Origin of the sequence: Mangrovibacterium sp., from assembly GCF_041596335.1 — a bacterium.
Classification (GTDB): Bacteria; Bacteroidota; Bacteroidia; order Bacteroidales; family Prolixibacteraceae; genus Mangrovibacterium.
This window is the reverse complement of record NZ_JBFHIT010000003.1, coordinates 13,525-31,476: the sequence shown is the minus strand read 5'-3', so window position 1 is coordinate 31,476 and position 17,952 is coordinate 13,525. Positions and strand designations below refer to the sequence as shown.

The 17,952-nt window shown below is 44.5% G+C and carries 10 protein-coding genes; all 10 read right to left on the bottom strand.

From position 1 onward, the window contains the following. Window positions 1–6 precede the first annotated feature (6 nt). On the bottom strand, window positions 7–2,427 hold the full coding sequence (galB, locus tag ABZD21_RS02120; protein ID WP_372772533.1) for a beta-galactosidase GalB: 2,421 nt from the start codon (window positions 2,425–2,427) through the stop codon (window positions 7–9). Between the two features lie 180 nt (window positions 2,428–2,607). Next, the gene (locus ABZD21_RS02115; RefSeq protein WP_372772531.1) at window positions 2,608–3,732 is read right to left on the bottom strand and encodes a hypothetical protein; all 1,125 of its coding nucleotides are present in this window, start codon (window positions 3,730–3,732) and stop codon (window positions 2,608–2,610) included. Window positions 3,733–3,762: 30 nt separating this feature from the next. Then, the gene (locus tag ABZD21_RS02110; RefSeq protein ID WP_372772529.1) at window positions 3,763–6,531 is read right to left on the bottom strand and encodes a family 78 glycoside hydrolase catalytic domain; all 2,769 of its coding nucleotides are present in this window, start codon (window positions 6,529–6,531) and stop codon (window positions 3,763–3,765) included. Window positions 6,532–6,891: 360 nt separating this feature from the next. Then, the gene (locus ABZD21_RS02105; protein ID WP_372772527.1) at window positions 6,892–8,793 is read right to left on the bottom strand and encodes a RagB/SusD family nutrient uptake outer membrane protein; all 1,902 of its coding nucleotides are present in this window, start codon (window positions 8,791–8,793) and stop codon (window positions 6,892–6,894) included. Window positions 8,794–8,809: 16 nt separating this feature from the next. Further along, entirely contained in the window at window positions 8,810–12,181 is a 3,372-nt protein-coding gene (locus ABZD21_RS02100; protein WP_372772526.1) for a TonB-dependent receptor, read from the bottom strand. 155 nt (window positions 12,182–12,336) lie between these two features. After that, window positions 12,337–13,326, bottom strand: a complete 990-nt coding sequence (locus ABZD21_RS02095; protein ID WP_372772524.1) for a FecR family protein — start codon at window positions 13,324–13,326, stop codon at window positions 12,337–12,339. Between the two features lie 103 nt (window positions 13,327–13,429). Beyond that, the gene (locus tag ABZD21_RS02090; protein ID WP_372772523.1) at window positions 13,430–13,981 is read right to left on the bottom strand and encodes an RNA polymerase sigma-70 factor; all 552 of its coding nucleotides are present in this window, start codon (window positions 13,979–13,981) and stop codon (window positions 13,430–13,432) included. A 148-nt stretch (window positions 13,982–14,129) separates the two neighbouring features. Continuing rightward, window positions 14,130–14,864, bottom strand: coding sequence for a glycoside hydrolase 43 family protein (locus ABZD21_RS02085; protein ID WP_372772521.1), 735 nt, complete (start codon window positions 14,862–14,864; stop codon window positions 14,130–14,132). A 126-nt stretch (window positions 14,865–14,990) separates the two neighbouring features. Continuing rightward, window positions 14,991–16,373, bottom strand: a complete 1,383-nt coding sequence (locus ABZD21_RS02080) for a trehalase family glycosidase (protein WP_372772519.1) — start codon at window positions 16,371–16,373, stop codon at window positions 14,991–14,993. A gap of 74 nt (window positions 16,374–16,447) precedes the next feature. Then, the gene (locus ABZD21_RS02075) at window positions 16,448–17,863 is read right to left on the bottom strand and encodes a glycoside hydrolase family 28 protein (protein WP_372772517.1); all 1,416 of its coding nucleotides are present in this window, start codon (window positions 17,861–17,863) and stop codon (window positions 16,448–16,450) included. Window positions 17,864–17,952: the final 89 nt, after the last annotated feature.

Sequence of the window (17,952 nt, the reverse complement as noted above, 5' to 3'; positions counted from 1 at the left end):
GCTGAATTAGTTTGAAGTAACTGTCAGAAAATTCGAGTCTAAGCCTTCACTGCTAGCTGTGACATTTATTGTCCCTGCTTTTTCGGTGCTTTGTACAATCAGCAGACACATACCGTTAAATACTTTTCGGTAGTTGGCTTTGAACGGCTCGGTACTAGCTTGATAACCATTATCCACACCGGCTACGAATCCTTCACCTTCAACATTAAAATTGATCAGATTCGCTGCATCCGGCACCATATTTCCGTCTTTATCGGTCACTTTCACCGTGATAAAAGAGAGATCAGTTCCGTTAGCGTTTATTTTGCTGCGATCTGCTATCAATTCAATTTTGGCTGCCGGACCAGCTGTCTTAATTTCCTGCTCAAGTATCTCTTGCCCGTCTTTATAACTGATGGCTTTTATGCTTCCCGGATGGAATGGCACCCGCCACATGACATGAAATTTGTCGGTCGCCTTCGATTTTCGCCCTTGCGAGACGCCATTCACAAATAGTTCTACTTCGTCAGCATTATTGTAATAAGCCCACAGATCGATGATTTGTCCCTCATCCCAGTTCCAGTGTGGAAAAAGGTGCAACACCGTTTTATCCGACCACTCGCTCTGGTACATGTAGTAAGCATCTTTCGGGAAACCACACAGATCTATAATTCCCAAATAGCTGCTTCGCGCCGGGTATGGGTATGGCAGAGGTTCGCCAATGTAGTCGAAGCCCGACCAGATAAACATGCCCGGAATGAATTCGTTGTTTTTCACCACAGCCCAGGTGTCCTCGTGCGTCGCACCCCAATAAGCGATACAATTATCGAAAGACGAGGCAGTCAGATCTGCATTTCCATCGAACGGCGAGTTGTAAGCCGGTGGCCAGATTCGCACACTGTCCGACGGAAAATCGTACTGTCCTCGGGTCGACAAGGCCGACATGTTCTCGGAGGCCAACATGCACTCTCCTGGGTAACGATCCGGGAATTTCAGGTATTCTTTATGCTTATAATTGAAGCTCAACAGATCAAGCGCTCCTGATTTGTAGAGATTATTTTTCTCCGGATCGGTTTCAGTCAGCGCTGCCGTAACCGGACGAGTCGTGTCTAACGATTTTACGATATCGGCTAGCTCGCGGGTGATGCGAATCCCAGTCGTATCAAACTGTTCTGGAATTTCGTTGCCAATGCTCCACACAAAAATTGAAGGATGGTTGCGGTCACGCAAAATCATGTCTTCCAAATCGCGTTTGTGCCAATCGTCCCAATAAAGGTGATACCCCTGCTTGGCTTTCCGCTTTTTCCATTCATCGAACGATTCGTCAATCACCAGAAAGCCCATTCTATCGCACAATTGCAACAGCTCCGGAGCCGGAGGATTGTGGGCCATTCGAATGGCATTCACACCCATGTCCTTCAGAATTTCCAGCTGACGCTCCATGGCTCGGGTGTTCACAGCTGCACCCAGAGCACCCAAATCGTGATGTTGATTGACCCCGTGAAGCTTGTACTGTGTGCCGTTCAGGAAAAAACCCTGATCAGCTGTAAATTCGAAAAAACGGACACCAAGTGGCGTTTCATACTGATCGACTAATTTCCCGGAACTGAGAACCTGAGTCGAAATCGTATATAAATTTGGATTTTCAGGAGACCACAAAGCCGGGTTTTTCAGCTCAAAATTCTGAGTCAATGTTGAAAGTCCGACAGTCAGGTCAAGTTTATTTTGCGCTTCTGCGACCGCTTGTCCATCTGCATCAGTGATGGTCGATTTCACAACTACCGACGAATTCGTTTCTTTTCTATTTTCGAGTTGAATATCCAATTTCACTTTTGCCAGCTCAGCTGAAACTTCGGGAGTGGTAACAAAAGTCCCCCAATGAGCCACATGAACCGGATTCTTTTCGACCAACCAAACATGTCGGTAAATGCCCGAACCGGTGTACCAGCGCGAAGCCGGCTGAGCCGAATTATCGACCCGAACAGCAAGCGTGTTCCCTTCCTCACCGAACTTCAAATAGGGAGTCAAATCGTAGCGAAATGAAATATAGCCGAAGGGGCGTTTGCCAAGGTAGTGGCCATTAATCCACACTTCGCTGTTCGCCATCACCCCGTCAAAATCGATATAAAAAACTTGTGCTTCGTCCGGTTTTTCAAGTTTGAACGTTTTCCGGTACCAGCCAGTTCCGGTTGGCAACGCCCCGCCTTCGGGAGTTGCGGGAGCATCGGCGCTGAATTCGCCCTCGATGCTCCAGTCGTGCGGAAGGTTTAGCTTACGCCACTGCGAATCGTCGAATGCCTGTTGAAAGGCCAGCGAATCGTCGCCCAGGAGAAAGCGCCAGTCCTTGTCAAAGTTTTGGCGTTCCGCCAGCTGACTCTTCGGCCCGCAGCCAACCAGGGCGAGCACCATTGCCAGCAGGAATAAGTTTATGTTTTGTTTTCGTTTCATTTTCTATTTTTTAACCGCGGATAGCGCGGAGAGTTTTTTCTGGCTCAATCGTTATTCGTTAATCAATAATCGTTAGTCGCTTTTTTAACACAAAGAATACAAAGGGTATCGCAAAGTACACAAAGTTGAAATCTGCTATTTCTGAAAACTGTGACTGTTACTGCGACTGAACATTTCCTTTTATTTCACTTCGGACTCCTCGGTTGAATTAAAGGTCATCGTACTCTTACCCAAATCTTTTGATGTGGCCAATGCAATTCCCCGATTGCCCAGGGTATCCACCGCATTGTAATAGTGGTACACCACGTCGTCAACTTTAATAACAAAGGATTTGTGGGCGAATTGGTTATCGTAGCTTTCGCTGGGCTCAACCAGTTTCGGGCCGTCCCATTCGGTCCAGTGCAGCAAGTCGTACGAAGCCGCAAAGCTGTTGTACACGACCGTTTTACCTTCGGGCCAGTAGGCGCGGAAGAAGAACATGACATACAAATCGCCGATCTTCTGAATCACCGCGTCGCCGGTAATACCGATGTGGTGATTCAATACCGGGTTGTCATCGTAGCGTTTCCAGCTCACCATATCGTCTGAAAAAGCCATCGAGATACGCTCGGCACCGCGCACTTTGCTAATACTGTCTCCTTTTGCATTGTAATACATAACGAAGCGATGACCGGTCAACTGGTCTTTATCTTCCAGCACATAGTTTTTATACATGGTGATGTTATCATACCAGGCAGCATCAGCATCGGTCGACATCAACACCGGTTTTTCCAGACGACTCCACTGTTGCAAGGTTGCCGGATCTTCTTCCGTGAAAGCCATTCCAACTGATAGCAAGCCTTTTTCGTACCCGGTTGAGTTTCCGCCGAAGTAGCTCATCCAGTATTTTCCGTCGTAGGAATTGATGCCGTAAGCACCGCCCCAGTCATAGTCAATGAGCGACGGATAGCCGGCTTTTTGGTTCACATCCCAGTCGGTTGTGTCGGAGAATTCCATGATCGCGCCCTGTTCTTTCCAGTTAATCAGGTCGTCGCTCAAGGCCAGGTGTGTTTCGTAGCCACGGCCGTCGAAAATAATGTAGGTCATCACCCATTGGTCATCGTGCCGGAAAATCGTCGGGCAATCCATTTTGTACGAATTGCTGTCGGGCACCATAATCAGGCCATATTTGTATGGTGTTTTCACCTCCTTATAAATCTCCTCCATCTTCTGTTGCGAGACGGTTTCCGATAATTCTTTCTTTTTTGGCGAGCAGGCAAGCATTGAAATCATTGCCAGTGCTAGAGCGAAAAATGTTTTTCTCATCTGTTTATTCGATAGCGGTCGTCGACCGGTTTATTGTTCGATTTTTAGTTCAAATTCATAACTGCCCGATTGAATTTCACATACGGACTTACCATTCTCTTTTTCGTGTATCTTGATTAACTCTTTGTGTTGATTAGAAGACTGCAACGCCCTGGTTTGTAAATCTCCCTCGAAAGGCATAATTACTTTAGCCTTAGTATTCACCGGAATCTCAACATGCAGGATAAATGAGCCGTCTTTCTTCTGCCAGTTGCTCACAATCTTGCCGTAAGGCGAATCGAATGACACATTCGCGTATGTAAGATCTTTAACCACCTCGGGGCGAATGACAATCGACTCGTAAGCCACCGAATTTTCTGCTTGCCGGATACCACCTAAACCTTGATAAAACCATTCCATCAGATGGCCCAGCATAAGGTGATTCAGTGATTTATTTGCCAGCGCCTGCCATGACTCGGCCAGCGAAGTAGCTCCCATTTTTAGTTGGTATCCATAGCCGGGAACATCGTCGCGGTTGTTCATTTTGTACAGCAATTCCGATTTACCGAAGCGGGTCAATGCATCCACCAAATAGTGAAAACCGACATCGCCGGCGGTAATCGCCTTGCCATCTGCTTCAATTTTAGCGACCAGATTTTCAAGTACCTTCGCCGTATTTTGGTCTTCAACCAAGCCCATACTCAAAGGCATGGCGAGTGAAGTTTGGCTCCCGGTGGCATAAACAGCCGAATCAGGTTTGTAGAATTCCGAATTGAACGATTCCCTGATCTTTTCAGCCAATTCCTCAAAATGTGCAGCTTCATCAGCTTTCCCCAACTGATCGGCTACTTTAGCCATCAACTGAGCATCGTAAAAGTAGGTGGCTGTTGCCACCAGCGGCACGGGAGTTAACTGTGCATAACCCGGCTCATTGGGACCAACATCGTACCAATCGCCTAATCCATGCGACAGAATATTGTTATCGGCTTTACTTTCCAGGTAGCTCATGTAGTGCAGCATCATTGGCCAGGTTTCTGCCATGATGTCGGCATCACCATACCATTTATAAATCAGCCAGGGCAAAATGATCGATGCACTGCCCCATTCGGGCGAATCGCGGAAAGCAGCGTCGTAGTATTCAAAGTTTATGTATTCGGGAACGATATTCGGCACCAGTCCTTTTTCGGTCTGCGCATCCTGCATATCAGACAGTAACTTGGCGTATAATTTATACAAGTTGAAATTGAAATGCACACTGGTGCCCATCAGATGAGTCTGCTCAATCCAGCCCAGCTTTTCTCGGGTTGGGCAGTCGGTCATCACCGATTGAAGATTGCTTTTGATGCCCCAGTTGATCAAGTCAAAGGTTTGGTTGAAAAGCTCGTTGGAGCATTCGAAAGAACCAACGGTTTCGGTTGAATTGCGCGTATGCAGTGCCTGTATTTTAAAAACTGAGGGAACAGGGTGAATCCCTTCAACCTGCACATAACGAAAACCGGCATAGCTAAAACGGGGTTGCCATTTTTCTTCACCGTCGCCCTTTAGGGTATAATTAAAATTGTATGGCGATCCGGAGCCACGCTGGCTGACCATGCCATCCTCTTTCAGACTCTCGCCAGGCGAAAACTTCAAAGTCTGCCCTTTTTCGCCTTTTACGTTAATCGCAATAATTCCGGACATATTTTGCCCAAAATCATACACCCAAATGGAATCACCAATATTTTTTATTGAAACCGGGTCAAAGCATTCCATGACCTTGATCGGGTGATTCGAATCAGCTTTCAAGCGACCGACCGGAGCCTGAATGAGTTTCACCGTCTGCCAGTTTTGATCGTCGAACCCGGCTTCATCCCAACCAGCTTGTTCGAGGTTTGCATCGTAATCCTCTCCACCGTAGATACCGCTGTAGGTGATGGCCGAAGGTGATGTTTTCCAGCTATTATCCGAAACGATCATTTCAGTTGTACCATCGGCATATCTTAGATGCAATTTGCAAATCAGCTTCGGAAAGCCATAAGCAATAATCAGCTTGCGGTAGCGCTCGCGGTTGTTGTAATGAAAACTGTTCCCAACAATCGCACCGAGTACATTTTCGCCGTTTTGTATTAGGCTAGTCACATCATAGCAATTGTAAAGCACTTTTTTATCGTAATGCGTCCAACCTGGAGTCAGAAAATCGTCACCAACTTTTTCGCCGTTCAGTGAAGCTTCGTATTGCCCGATCCCACTGATAAAAAGCGTTGCCGAAACGACCTCACCATCCAGTTGAAATCCTTTTCGGAACATTGGCACAATAGCACGATCTTCCACTTTATTCAGCGAAGCATCGCCATAACCACTAATGCCTTCGACCAAGCGCTTTTCTGCGGGAAACTCATCAAATCCGATCCATTTTGCTCCATCCCATTCGGCTGTTTCCGGCAAACCAAACTGAAATGAAGAGACGTCGCTCCAGGGCGATCCATTTCCATTTTCATCCCAGACTTTCACTTTCCAGAAATAACGGGTTCCGGGCTTCAACTTTGAGCCAGCATAGGAAATTAATTGCGATCGTCGGGATTCAACCTTATCCGAATTCCAAACATTTCCTTTCTCCAGGTTTTCAAACCTGTCACTAACCAGAATCTGATAGACTGCCTGATTGGTTCCGTTAAAATCGGAATCGATCTTCCAGCTGAGCTGCGGTTGTTTGGTTTCTATTAGTGCCGATGGACCTGAGCATCCCTCAACCAAGCAATCCGAAATACGGAGATGTTCCCTATTGGAAGAACAGGAAAAAATTACAGTCAGGCTCAAAAGAAATAAGGTCAATCGTTTCATCAGTTTTTGTTTTTCGTTCTCCGAACAGCTTTTTCAGGTCTAAATTCAGCACTCTGCAACACTAAAACGTCATTTCCTGTATCCGGTCAGACCTTTATAGAAATCTTAGCAGGAATCTAACCAATCGATAATTCTCTAATATTTAGATTTTTAATGTTAACGTTTACATTCTGTATTGTCCTGTTTTATTGAGCTTTAATATTAACTAAAATCTTTCTAATTTGAAAACGTTTATACATACAACAGAATTTTATTCTCTCATTGCTGAGTTGGAAAATGCAAAAAAAAGAGGCTGCCTTTGAAAATCAGGCAACCCCATCTAAAATACATCTATTCTAACCAACTGTTGATCTTGTGTTATTAATAGCCATTACTGCCAAATTCATCCGGATTGGCAATCGCATCCAGAAATGATTGCGGAATTGGTCTGACGACGTGTTTCTCTTGATCGAACGTTGTGATGTCGGGATTTGTTTCGGCAAGATACGCAGTAGTTAATTTCCCGTAACGTTTCAGGTCGTACCAACGGGTTTGTTCACCTGCTAGTTCGCGTGCACGTTCGGCAAGTACAAAATCAAGGTCAACGCCTGCTTGAGCAACTGTCATTTCACTCGCACGTCCGGTAACAGCAGCGCGCTGACGAATGTCGTTTAGATACTGTGCCGCTGTGGCTTGATCGTTGTTATAACGAAGGGCAGCTTCGGCTGCAATGAGATAAACTTCCCCCAACCGGAGAATCGGAAAATCTCCTTGCCATTTTTGGTTGTTGTAGATCCAGTATAATGAGGAGAATTTCCGCATAGATGGATAGCATTCTTTATAGTATGTGCCAAGGGTGCTGGTTTCGGCTGACACCCATTTTCCGGAGGCATCATACATGTCTGATGGGTCCACGCAAAGGAATGGCAACAAGGCTTTTTCTGCAGCTGATATATTATAGTTGGGCGTAAATACTGATATACCGTCAAGATAGCCATCCATGTCGCTGTCTAACATGTTCACATTGCCGGATGCGTTTACCGTATAGTAGGTCTGCCCGAAATAGTGATCAACTCCCGGAAAGTATGTTGCTGCGGTATTTTTAATCGTTTTCCCAACTAAAGATTGATCTTTTCCGTACTTATCAACCAACGTTTGCGAGATTGTAAAATCGCTCCATCTCGAATTGTAATATTCAGTGAAGAAGGTTTCGCCAAACCGCGTATCTGCCGGATCCATTACCGGTTCAAAAATTTCCGTCATCAAGTACTTGGTTGGTTTAAAACCGCGGTCGTTTGCCCGACTATACCAAGCGCAGTTCTTTTCAGCGGTACCCCATTCTGCTCCCACGGTTTTCAGATCCATCAGGTAATATTGGCGCGTTCTTCCACGATTGTCACCATCCGGATTCAGAAATCCTTCGTGATCGATCGCTTCCAGGAACAAAAATTCAGGATTGTTTTTGTTGTTTATCCCATCCCATAGTTTTGAGTACCCCGACTTGGTGCCATCACTGGTGTATAAAGCGCAGTTATAGGTGCTCTGATTATCAATCAGTTCTTTTGCTGTCTCGAGGGCTAGCTTTGCATAGTCTGCGCTATTGGATTCGCCAAGTCGTGTACGTTGGAGGTAAGCTTTGGCTAAAATGCCATAGGCGGCTTTTTTCGCTACCCGACCTCTTTCTGCACCCTGACTGAGCGGTAAATGTTGGCAGGCAAATTTCAAATCACTGATAATTTGGTCATAAATCTCAGCTTCAGTACTGCGAACGGGATAGTTGTCGATCCCGGAAACTGATGAAGGTTCTGTTCTTAACACCACATTGCCAAATTGTTCCACGAGGTGTAAATAACTCCATCCACGCATGAAATAGGCTTCAGCAACTTTTGCATTTTTTTGCTCTTCTGAATAGTCTGCAACCAGATCGGCATAGTAAATGGCCGTGTTGCAATAGTTAACGGTGGCGTAAAAACCGTTCCAGATCACCCGTAGCGTTCCCAGCTCTGTATTCATCTTGCTGTCATACATGGTGAATCCGGACTCCTTGCTTTCGCTCACCCAAAGGTCGGTACCCATCTCCATAGCCCCAATACCATCAATCTTGCCATAGTAGTAATACAAGGCATCGTAGCAATAATTTATGAGGCTTTCGAATCCTTCCGGACTGGTATAAGCGATTTCAAGATCTACCGTTGAAGGATTGGTCTCTTCCAGGGAACATGCAGAAAACAGGCCTATCAGGAAGATGGCCGCAATGGCTGTTTTTTTATATATTTTTCTCATTTTTCAAACTGTTTTATTAAAATGACACATTAACACCAAACACAATTTGTTTGTATAAAGGAAACGAGTCGGAGGCTCCTGTTTCGGGATCCATTTCTTTTAAAAGCTCGCTTTTTGTAATTATAAAAGGATTGTAAACTGTGCCGTACACACGCAGGTTGGAGACACCTAATTTTGTATTCAGACTCTTGGGGAGGGTATACCCGAAAGTAATATTTTTAACCTTGATGTAGGAAGCATCTGCAAAAGGAAGAGAATTTAGTGATGCTGTAAAATTCCCTCCGCTGGTTCGAGACAAATATGGTCGAGGGTAATCATTGGTCGGATTGTCTTCTGTCCAGTAGTTGTAATTATCCGGCAAATTTACCTTACCATAGCCGAAATAGCCGAGCAGGCCACCATTGATCATTTGTCCCCATCGAGCTGTCATGAAGACGCTGAGGTCGAAGTTTTTATAGGTGAATGTGTTCTGAAACCCTGCTGTCCATTTTGGTGACTCTTGTCCGAGAATCTGGCGGTCGTCGGTGGCATTAATCGTGTACGGGCTATCGGCGGTGTATTCCGTTTCGGTGACATTTCCTGCCTCGTCGGTGGCTGTCTTCACCCATACTCCATCTGTTTTTTTATTCAAACTGGTTTGAAGCTTTACATCCCCGGGCTTTAAACCGAATACGGCTGCATCTACTTCTTCCCCTAATTGCCAGATTCCGATTTTCTGGTAATTGTAGAACGTATTTTTGGGCGATCCCATAAATAATCCCAGTGAAATTAAGTCATCTACGGTGGTTCCGCTTCCAAGATCGATAGAGGTAATTTCTTCCCAGTTTCTGGCAAAGGTAATGGATGAATTCCACGTGAAGTTCGTCGTTTTGATGTTTCGTGTATTCAAAGTTAGCTCGATCCCCTTGTTTTTCATTTCCGCAATGTTGGTGTTCATCTTGTAGGAAATTTTTGGAGTATAGCCTCCGCTTGAGAACGGAAGGTCGCGGGCATAGATTACATCTTTTGTATCAGTGTCATACCATTCCAACGATCCGTCTATCCGGTTTCTGAACAGGCCAAAATCAAGTCCAATGTTTAAGTTGTACGATTTTTCCCATCCAAGTGCGGTATTTCCAACAACTTCGGTCGGAATGGTGGTGGGTACTTGTCCGGCTCCAAAATTCAGGTTGTCTGATCCACTGGTCACCTCGGTCAATGTAGAGTAGGCACTAATATTGGAGTTGCCGGAAACACCGTAGCCTGTACGAAGCTTTAAATTACTTAGCCAGTTTTTAGTGCCTGCCATAAAGCTTTCGTCAGAAATTCGCCAGGCAAATGCCCCGGCTGGGAAGATATCCCACTTGTCGTATAATTGCGAAGCTCCGTCATAGCGCACTGAGCCGGTAAGCAGGTATTTCCCTTTAAAGGAATAATTTAGGCGACCGGCAACTGACATCTTTTTTGTATGAGTGTAGCTGGAGCTAACACTCGGATTGATCCCTGCATCCAAATTATAGTAGCGGAAGTCATCGTAAAGGTAGCCCTCACTGTAGGCTGATTCCGATTCGCTCTGACTGTTCCCCCAGGATGAAATCAGGGTTGCCGTCAGTTCGTGGTTGTCGGCAAATGTAGTGGTATAATTTGCAATGTTTTCCCAGGTATAACTGTAAGCCAGTGCGGTATTGTAAGTTCCGCTACGAATAGCTGTTTGACTACCGGTTAACATCATGTAGGTGTGGTCGCTGTTGTATATGCCATTGCGGCGTGTTGACAGCGAGGTTCCCAAGATTGATTTGAATGTAAATCCTTTGGCAAGAGTTACCTCAAGGTAAGGATTGGCTGTGATTGCGATTGCTTTGGTGTTATTCTCATAGGTGTTTGGAATGTCGTCAGCGATAAGACTAACTACAGCTTCTCCCTCCATAGGGTATTGGTTGATGTTGCCGTCAGCATCATAGACTTCCCCTAAGGGTACGATACCGTAAGTTTTGTTGATTCGGCTGGAACGTGTATTCCCATTGGTGTAAGTCAGTCCTGTTTGGATACCTGTTTTAGCCCAGTCGGCTATCTGGATGTTGATACTTCCACGCATGGTATATTTGTCCAGGTTGTCGTCTTTGTAGATCCCGTCTGTACGGTTGTAGCCCATCGAGAAATTAGCTTGTACTACTTCGGTGCCGCCGCGAACGGAAAGAGAATAGTTCTGTTGGGTTCCGGTTTTTAAGGTCTCATCAACCCAGTCTACCCATTTATTTTGATCAATATACGTTTTTATCGATCCCAGATTCCAGTCAGATAACAATTGATCTGTACCGGAAGAATGACTTCCGCGAGTGGCATAATAACCCTCTTCCAGGTAATTAAGCCAGGCATCACCCTGTAAGGCGCTGGGGTAGGAAGGCCAACCGTTTACACTGACATAGGCATCCATGTCGATTTGAATTTTTCCTTTTGTAGCTTGCTTGGTGGTAATGATGAATACCCCATTTGCACCTGCCGAACCATATATCGCAGTCGAAGAGGCATCTTTCAAAATGTCGATTGATTCAATGTCGTTTGGATTCAGGTTGCTTATGCTGCCCTGTATTCCGTCGATAATATAAATTGGTTCACTGCTGGCGGTTAAGGAGCGGTTCCCACGTAGCAAAACACTTGATCCGGAATTAGCTCTCCCGGATTCGCGGGTAATATCCAAACCGGCCACTCGTCCTTGCATGGCTTCAATCGGATTAGCGACCGGTGACATTTTAATTTCATCACTTTTTACGGATGAAACAGCCCCTGTTAAGTCGCGCTTTCTCACGGTGCCATAACCGATAGCCACCACCTCCTCAATACCAACTGTTTCTTCCTCCAATGTTACATCGATTATTGAAAGCCCTAGCACAGACACTTCTGCTGTTTGCATTCCTACAAATGAAAATACCAGAATACTGTTAGCTGGTACATTTCCCAACGTGTATTTTCCATCCGCATCGGTAATCGCCCCTTCGCTTGTTCCTTTAATAACTACGGTCACTCCGGGAATTCCTTCCCTCGTCTTACTAACAACCTGCCCTCTGATTGTTTTAGTTTGCTGGCTGCTAAAGTCCTGCGACGTATTATCAGCCGAATAAAGCACGTAGTTGTTGTTAAAAGAACGGTATCTGATATTGGTTCCCACCAACAGCACATCCAATGCTTTTTCAATATCCGAAAACTCTAGGTTAAGGTTCACTTTCTGGTCAACATCGACGTTTTCACGGTTAAAAAGAAAAGTAAAGTTTGTTTTATCCTCTATCGTTTTCAAAACATCAACAATAGATTGATTTACTGCTTTGATTTGCACCATCTTGCTGTTCTGCGAATACACGCTCGCAGAAACCTGCAGGAAAGCCAACAGAACAAACAGGCTTGTTAGTTTCATAATGCGTAAAATTTGCTTCGGTAAATACCATAGCGGTATCCGAAAATTCATACCATTTTTTTTCATAAGTTTGTAATGTTTATAAATTAATAAGCTGTTACGGCTACGACCGTAATAATTTTAAAGGGAAGTGCAGCAACACTTTCCTTTTTTGTTTAATTCGATATAAGAGTGATTTGACTTCCGTTAATTTTATAGTTAAAATTTGAGGTTAGTTGCATCATCGCAAATAACTCCCGTATAGATTCTGTTTTAATGGTCAACGTAAACCGATCATGGTCAGCCAGAATCGGATCTAACTGGATATTTACGCCATACCAACGCTCTATCCGGGGCACCAATTCTGCAAAAGTGATATCCTGAAATTTGAGTTCATTGTTTCGCCAAACGCTAAATAGCTTTGTATCCACCTTTTTAATATTCAAGGCTTCATCTGTCATTACAGCTTGCTCGCCCGGAACAATTGACACTTTGTGTTGTAATTGCTTGCCAAACAGCTCTACCTTTCCCTCTTCCAAAGTTGTTTCAACTGTTTGTTCATTCTCGTAACAGCGCAAATTAAAACGCGTACCTAACACCCTTACATTCAACCCGGATGCTGTTTGCACAATAAACGGATGCGCCGGGTCTTTGGTCACCTCAAAATAACCTTCACCAACCAGTTTTACAGAACGGGGATCTTCCGCATCATAACTTAAGGTTGATTCGGAATTTAACCACACGACCGTCCCGTCGGCCAAAATTACTTTCGATTTTTCACCTCCGGGCACTTCAACCTGAACCATTTTAGATGAAGTCACACCGCTTTCAGCATAAAAACGATAGGTTTCTATACTTCCGATGCCAACTGAGAAAAGAATTAAAATGGAAGCTGCAACCTTTATCCAGGTCTGGCTAAAAAGATTCCGTTTTGAATTGGTACTCTTTAGGCGGCGATTGGAAAAGTCGGCCCAGGCTTCATTGACATTATAGTGTTTTGATCGGCTTTTCAGATCGATCAATTTCTGGGTTTCGTAAAGCTGTCTCAGCTCCTCACGTCCCTGATCGTTTTTAGTTAGCCAAATCAAAATCTGGCGATCTTCTTCCAGGCTTGTCTCCCGGTGGATAAACCTGCTTAGTTGATCGTTATTGAATTTTGACTCCATTATTTGTCGTTTTTCAATAAGCAATACAGATCAACTGCGTTTCACCCTGACAAGCAGCCTTATTTTTTTTTTTAGATTTTAATTTTAACCGTGAATTCTCAAATCAGTTCAGATAGTCTTTCAGGTAAGTTCGTAAACGCGACAAGGCCCGGCTCATCTGAGTTTCAACCGTTTTAACCGATATTTGAAGTTCCTTGGCAATCTCGGCATACTTTAGTCCGTTCTCTCGACTTAATAAAAAAATTCTACGGCATTCATCCGGAAGTGTCTGAATCGCCTGATCTATCTTTTCGCTTAATTCAGATATTTCAAGCGATTCGTAAGTATCGGAATGCAACTCTTCCCTGGCGTACAAAAGGTATAAAACTGCGTGATAACTGTCTACGATACGTTTATGTTGAAGTAAATTCAAACAGCCATTCTTAACTGCTCGGAACAAATAGGAATGAATTTCCCTGTCGAAAGCTAACTGTTCCCGTTTGTTCCAGACTTGCAAAAAGACCTCCTGTACAATCTCTTTCGATTCTTCCGGATTTGTGGTATATCGATCTGCAAAGCAACACAAACGAACAAAATAAGTCTGGAATATACTTTCAAACTTGTGTTCAGTTTTTGAAGGTACCTTTAAGATTCGTTTGTTCGCTTTAATGTTCATTTTGGATCACCTAAAACCATCTATATTTCCATGTAAATAGAAGCAATAAATATAAATGAAAACGTTTACACAACAAAGCAAAAAGAACCATTATCACATATTACAGTAGTTAACTCATTTTAGCTCCGACCTGGAGGTTGCAAATGGTCTATTCGCCCGATTTTGCCAGTATCGACTGAAAATGCAGGAACCACCATTCCCCGTCCGGTGTATCGACCATTGCGCCCTGATGCGGTCCGTTGATCTGCGTTGAACCGGTTTCCAGAACGACTTTCTTCTCATAGGGACCATAAATATTTTTCGATCTCAAAATTGTTTGCCAACCTCTCTCAACACCACCTTCGGGGATGCTCAGGTAATAATAACCGTTCCGCTTTTGTATTTTTGTTCCTTCGGCTACCGGACCGGTATATACTGTCAGACCATCATCCAAAAGAGACTTCCCGTCTGCACTCATTTTATGAATGATTATTGGCCCTGCTCCGACCTTGCTATGCCCCAAATAGGCTTGCCCGTTATCGTCCCAGAAGGGGCATGGATCTTCCCATCCGTCAACTGATTCCACCTGAACTAAAGGCTCCCAGGGACCTTCAGCCTTATCGGCTGACGACATGAAAAGCCCTTCTTTAGGGGTGCAGAAATACACATAAAACTTACCGGCGTGGAAGCGGATAGCCGGAGCCCAACTGCCTCCCGCATAGCGCTGGTTTGAACTATATTCCGGGGCAAACTTGAATTCATCGTAGACCTGACTAACAATGGTCCAGTTAACCAGATCGGTAGAATGCAGCACCGGCATCCCCATAAAATGAAATTCGGAACAAACCATGTAATAATCCACTCCGACCCGAACGACATCCGGATCAGAATAATCGGCATTCAACACCGGATTGATATAGGTTCCGTTCCCTGGTCGCCCCAGGGATGCACCTCCTGTGCCAATGCCTGGTTGAAGCTCAAACAGACAAGAAACACACCGAATAAAATTGACGTTTTCATAGGATTTGTGTTAAAATTCTTCTACAACCGGTCGGCCTTCAAGCCAGGCCAACATATTCACAACCAGGTAATTCCAGTTTTGAAATCCCTTATTCAGAAGTGGCTCGCCGGTTTCTGGTTCGTAATATTCATGCAAGGCTCCGTTTTGCTCTAGGTCGCGACCAAACAAGGCAACCGTTTTGTTCGCCAGCTCTGTGGCCTCAACATCGAAACCATAGCGAACCAATCCCCTAAAAACCATATAGTTTGAAATGCCCCAAATCGGCCCACGCCAGTTCGAGGGATTGGCGCTCGCGCGGAGACTGTACATTTTTTCCATTTTCGACAAGGTGCGAACACCGGATGGCGAATTGAAGGTTTTTGGATTGGTAAAGTGTTCGTTCACCACGCGCTCAGCTTGTTCATGCGTTGCAATTCCTGCCCACAAAGGCAAAAATCCCGACCAAACTTCAATTCGCTGAATCAGGCAATCGTAGTCGCGCGGATAGCCGGCATGGATAGCGAATTCTTTCCCCAAAGAGTGATCCATTTGGTTAGTAACAGGTCGAAGGTTCAGATCGACACTGTAAAAAAAACCATCACGTTCGTCCCAGCAATGTTCCTGAACTGCTGCTTTTAAATTGATGGCATCCTGCTCAAATTCCTTTCCAACTTCCGGAATTTTCAAACAATCGGCCAGATAAACCATTGCCAGCAGTTCGCGGTACATCAGGCAATTCAGATAGATAGAAGCCGAACTTCCATTTGGCCTGAAGAACGTGCAGGGATCATTATCAACACCGATAGCCACATCGGTTTGCCAATAAAACAGTCCGGTATTTTTGTCGCGGTGATGGGCTTTGTAGCTGTTGACAAAAGCCTGCAGATAATAAAACTTCTCCCGCAACCAATCCGCATCATCATTTTGCACCGTACACAAAAAAGCGGCATGCTGTGCCAGTACCGGCTTGTGCATGTTCATTTTATAAATTTCCTCGGCGTCAATGTCCCTTGGATTCGAATCTTCCCAAATCACAATCGGAATGTAACCGTCCCAGTCGCCATAACTCAAAAAATTCAACACACATCCCTGTTCATATTCCTGAGCTTCTTTTGAATCCGCTTCCTTACCAACATCAGTTAGAATTTGTCGAAGAGCTACATTGCTCAACCACGAATCCCAATCCCACAATACGTTGGCGTACTGATTGCTTCCTGGTGTTAAAAACGGAAAACGCAAAGAACCACTTGGCGGGCGATACATTTCCTTGTAATCTTTGTAAACATGGGATTTGATCACAGCCGAATAATCATTAGCAGATTGGGTTATTTTTTGCCCATTCACCAATGTTGCCGGAAGTATTAGAATTGCCGCTAAAATTAAACAACTGAGTAGTTTGATTGATTTCTTCATTCATGAGCTAAGTTAGGAATCCAGACTAAAATATGCTGCTAAAGGTTGTAAAATTATTTCTTTCATTGGAAAGCCTACCTATTCTCCAATTTTGAAACAGAACGGCCGTTAATCTGTAAGCTTTCCAATTGGATTGTACCGATTTCTCCTTTCAATAAATTTCCCATTTCCACATTATTGAATATGCAATCCTTAATACTTATATTTTCAATATTTTCCTGCTCTTCCAATCCGCTAAGCCAGACTCCATATTGACTTTTTTGGCAACGTATGTCATTTAGATAAACGTTCCTCACAAAAGGCATAAATCCCCGCTCACCAACTTCATTAGGATCATACGAAAGGTTTATGCTGAATACCGCAATCTTACACTGTCCTACTTCGATGTTGCGGACATAAATGTTTTCAATAATACCGCCCCGCAGCGTGTTGGTTTTTATGCGGACTACGCGATCCAATTCGGGGCTGTCCATTCGGCAATTCTCGACAAACAGGTTACGATATCCACCGGTGATCTCACTTCCGACAACCACCCCGCCATGTCCGTTTTTCATTTCGCAATTGCGAACAATTATATTTTCGCTTGGTTTGTTCCAACGACGTCCGTCGTTATTCCTTCCGGATTTGATGGCGATACAATCATCGCCAGTATTGAAAAAACAATCTTCAATTAGCACATTTTTGCACGATTCCGGATCGCAGCCGTCTCCGTTTGGGCCGTCATTTATCATTTTCACGTCACGCACTGTAACGTTCTCACACAACAACGGATGAATCACCCAAAACGGTGAGCGCAAAAGGGTCACCCCTTCAATTAACACGTTCTTACATAAGTATAAATTGATAAGCTGTGGACGCATACCATCTTCGGCTGTCAGTACCCGTTCGGTAACCGGAACATTTTCGTTGTTCCATTGCAGCAATTTCGGGCGTCCGATTTTCTGCGAAATATCGCCTTCCTTCCATCCAAAATGCGAAGCGCCACACATTTTCCACCAATTGTCGTTGGAACCCGCGCCATCAATTGTTCCTTTTCCCGTAATGGCAATATCAGTTTCGCCATAAGCGTAAACCAAAGGCTTGAGATTATAACAATCAACTCCTTCCCAACGGGTTAAGACGGGTGGAAAATATTTGGTGTCAGTTGTAAAAAGAAGGACAACACCTTTATCAAGGTGCAAATTGACATTACTTTTTAGCGTAATTGGCCCGGTATGCCATGTACCAGCAGGCACCAGCACCATTCCCCCTCCATTCAAGCTACATTTAGCAATGGCTCGGTTTATGGCTTCGTGATTAAGCACAGCCGAATCGTTTGCTACAGCACCATAATCAGTGATATTGTATGTAGCATTTTTAAAAACTGGTTGCTTGATCTGCTGCAAAATCTGCGGGTAAATCTCATTCCATGCTATTTTATCCTGTTGGGCAAAGCTGTGAGTCGCCAGCAGCACAACGGCAAGCGTCAGTAGTAGGTTTTTGAATTTCATTTTGAGTTGTTTTTATCAATACAGTTAGCTTTACATAATGAGTAGTTGAAGAATATTTCGAGGTTCTAACTACATATTGGTTTGCCCTT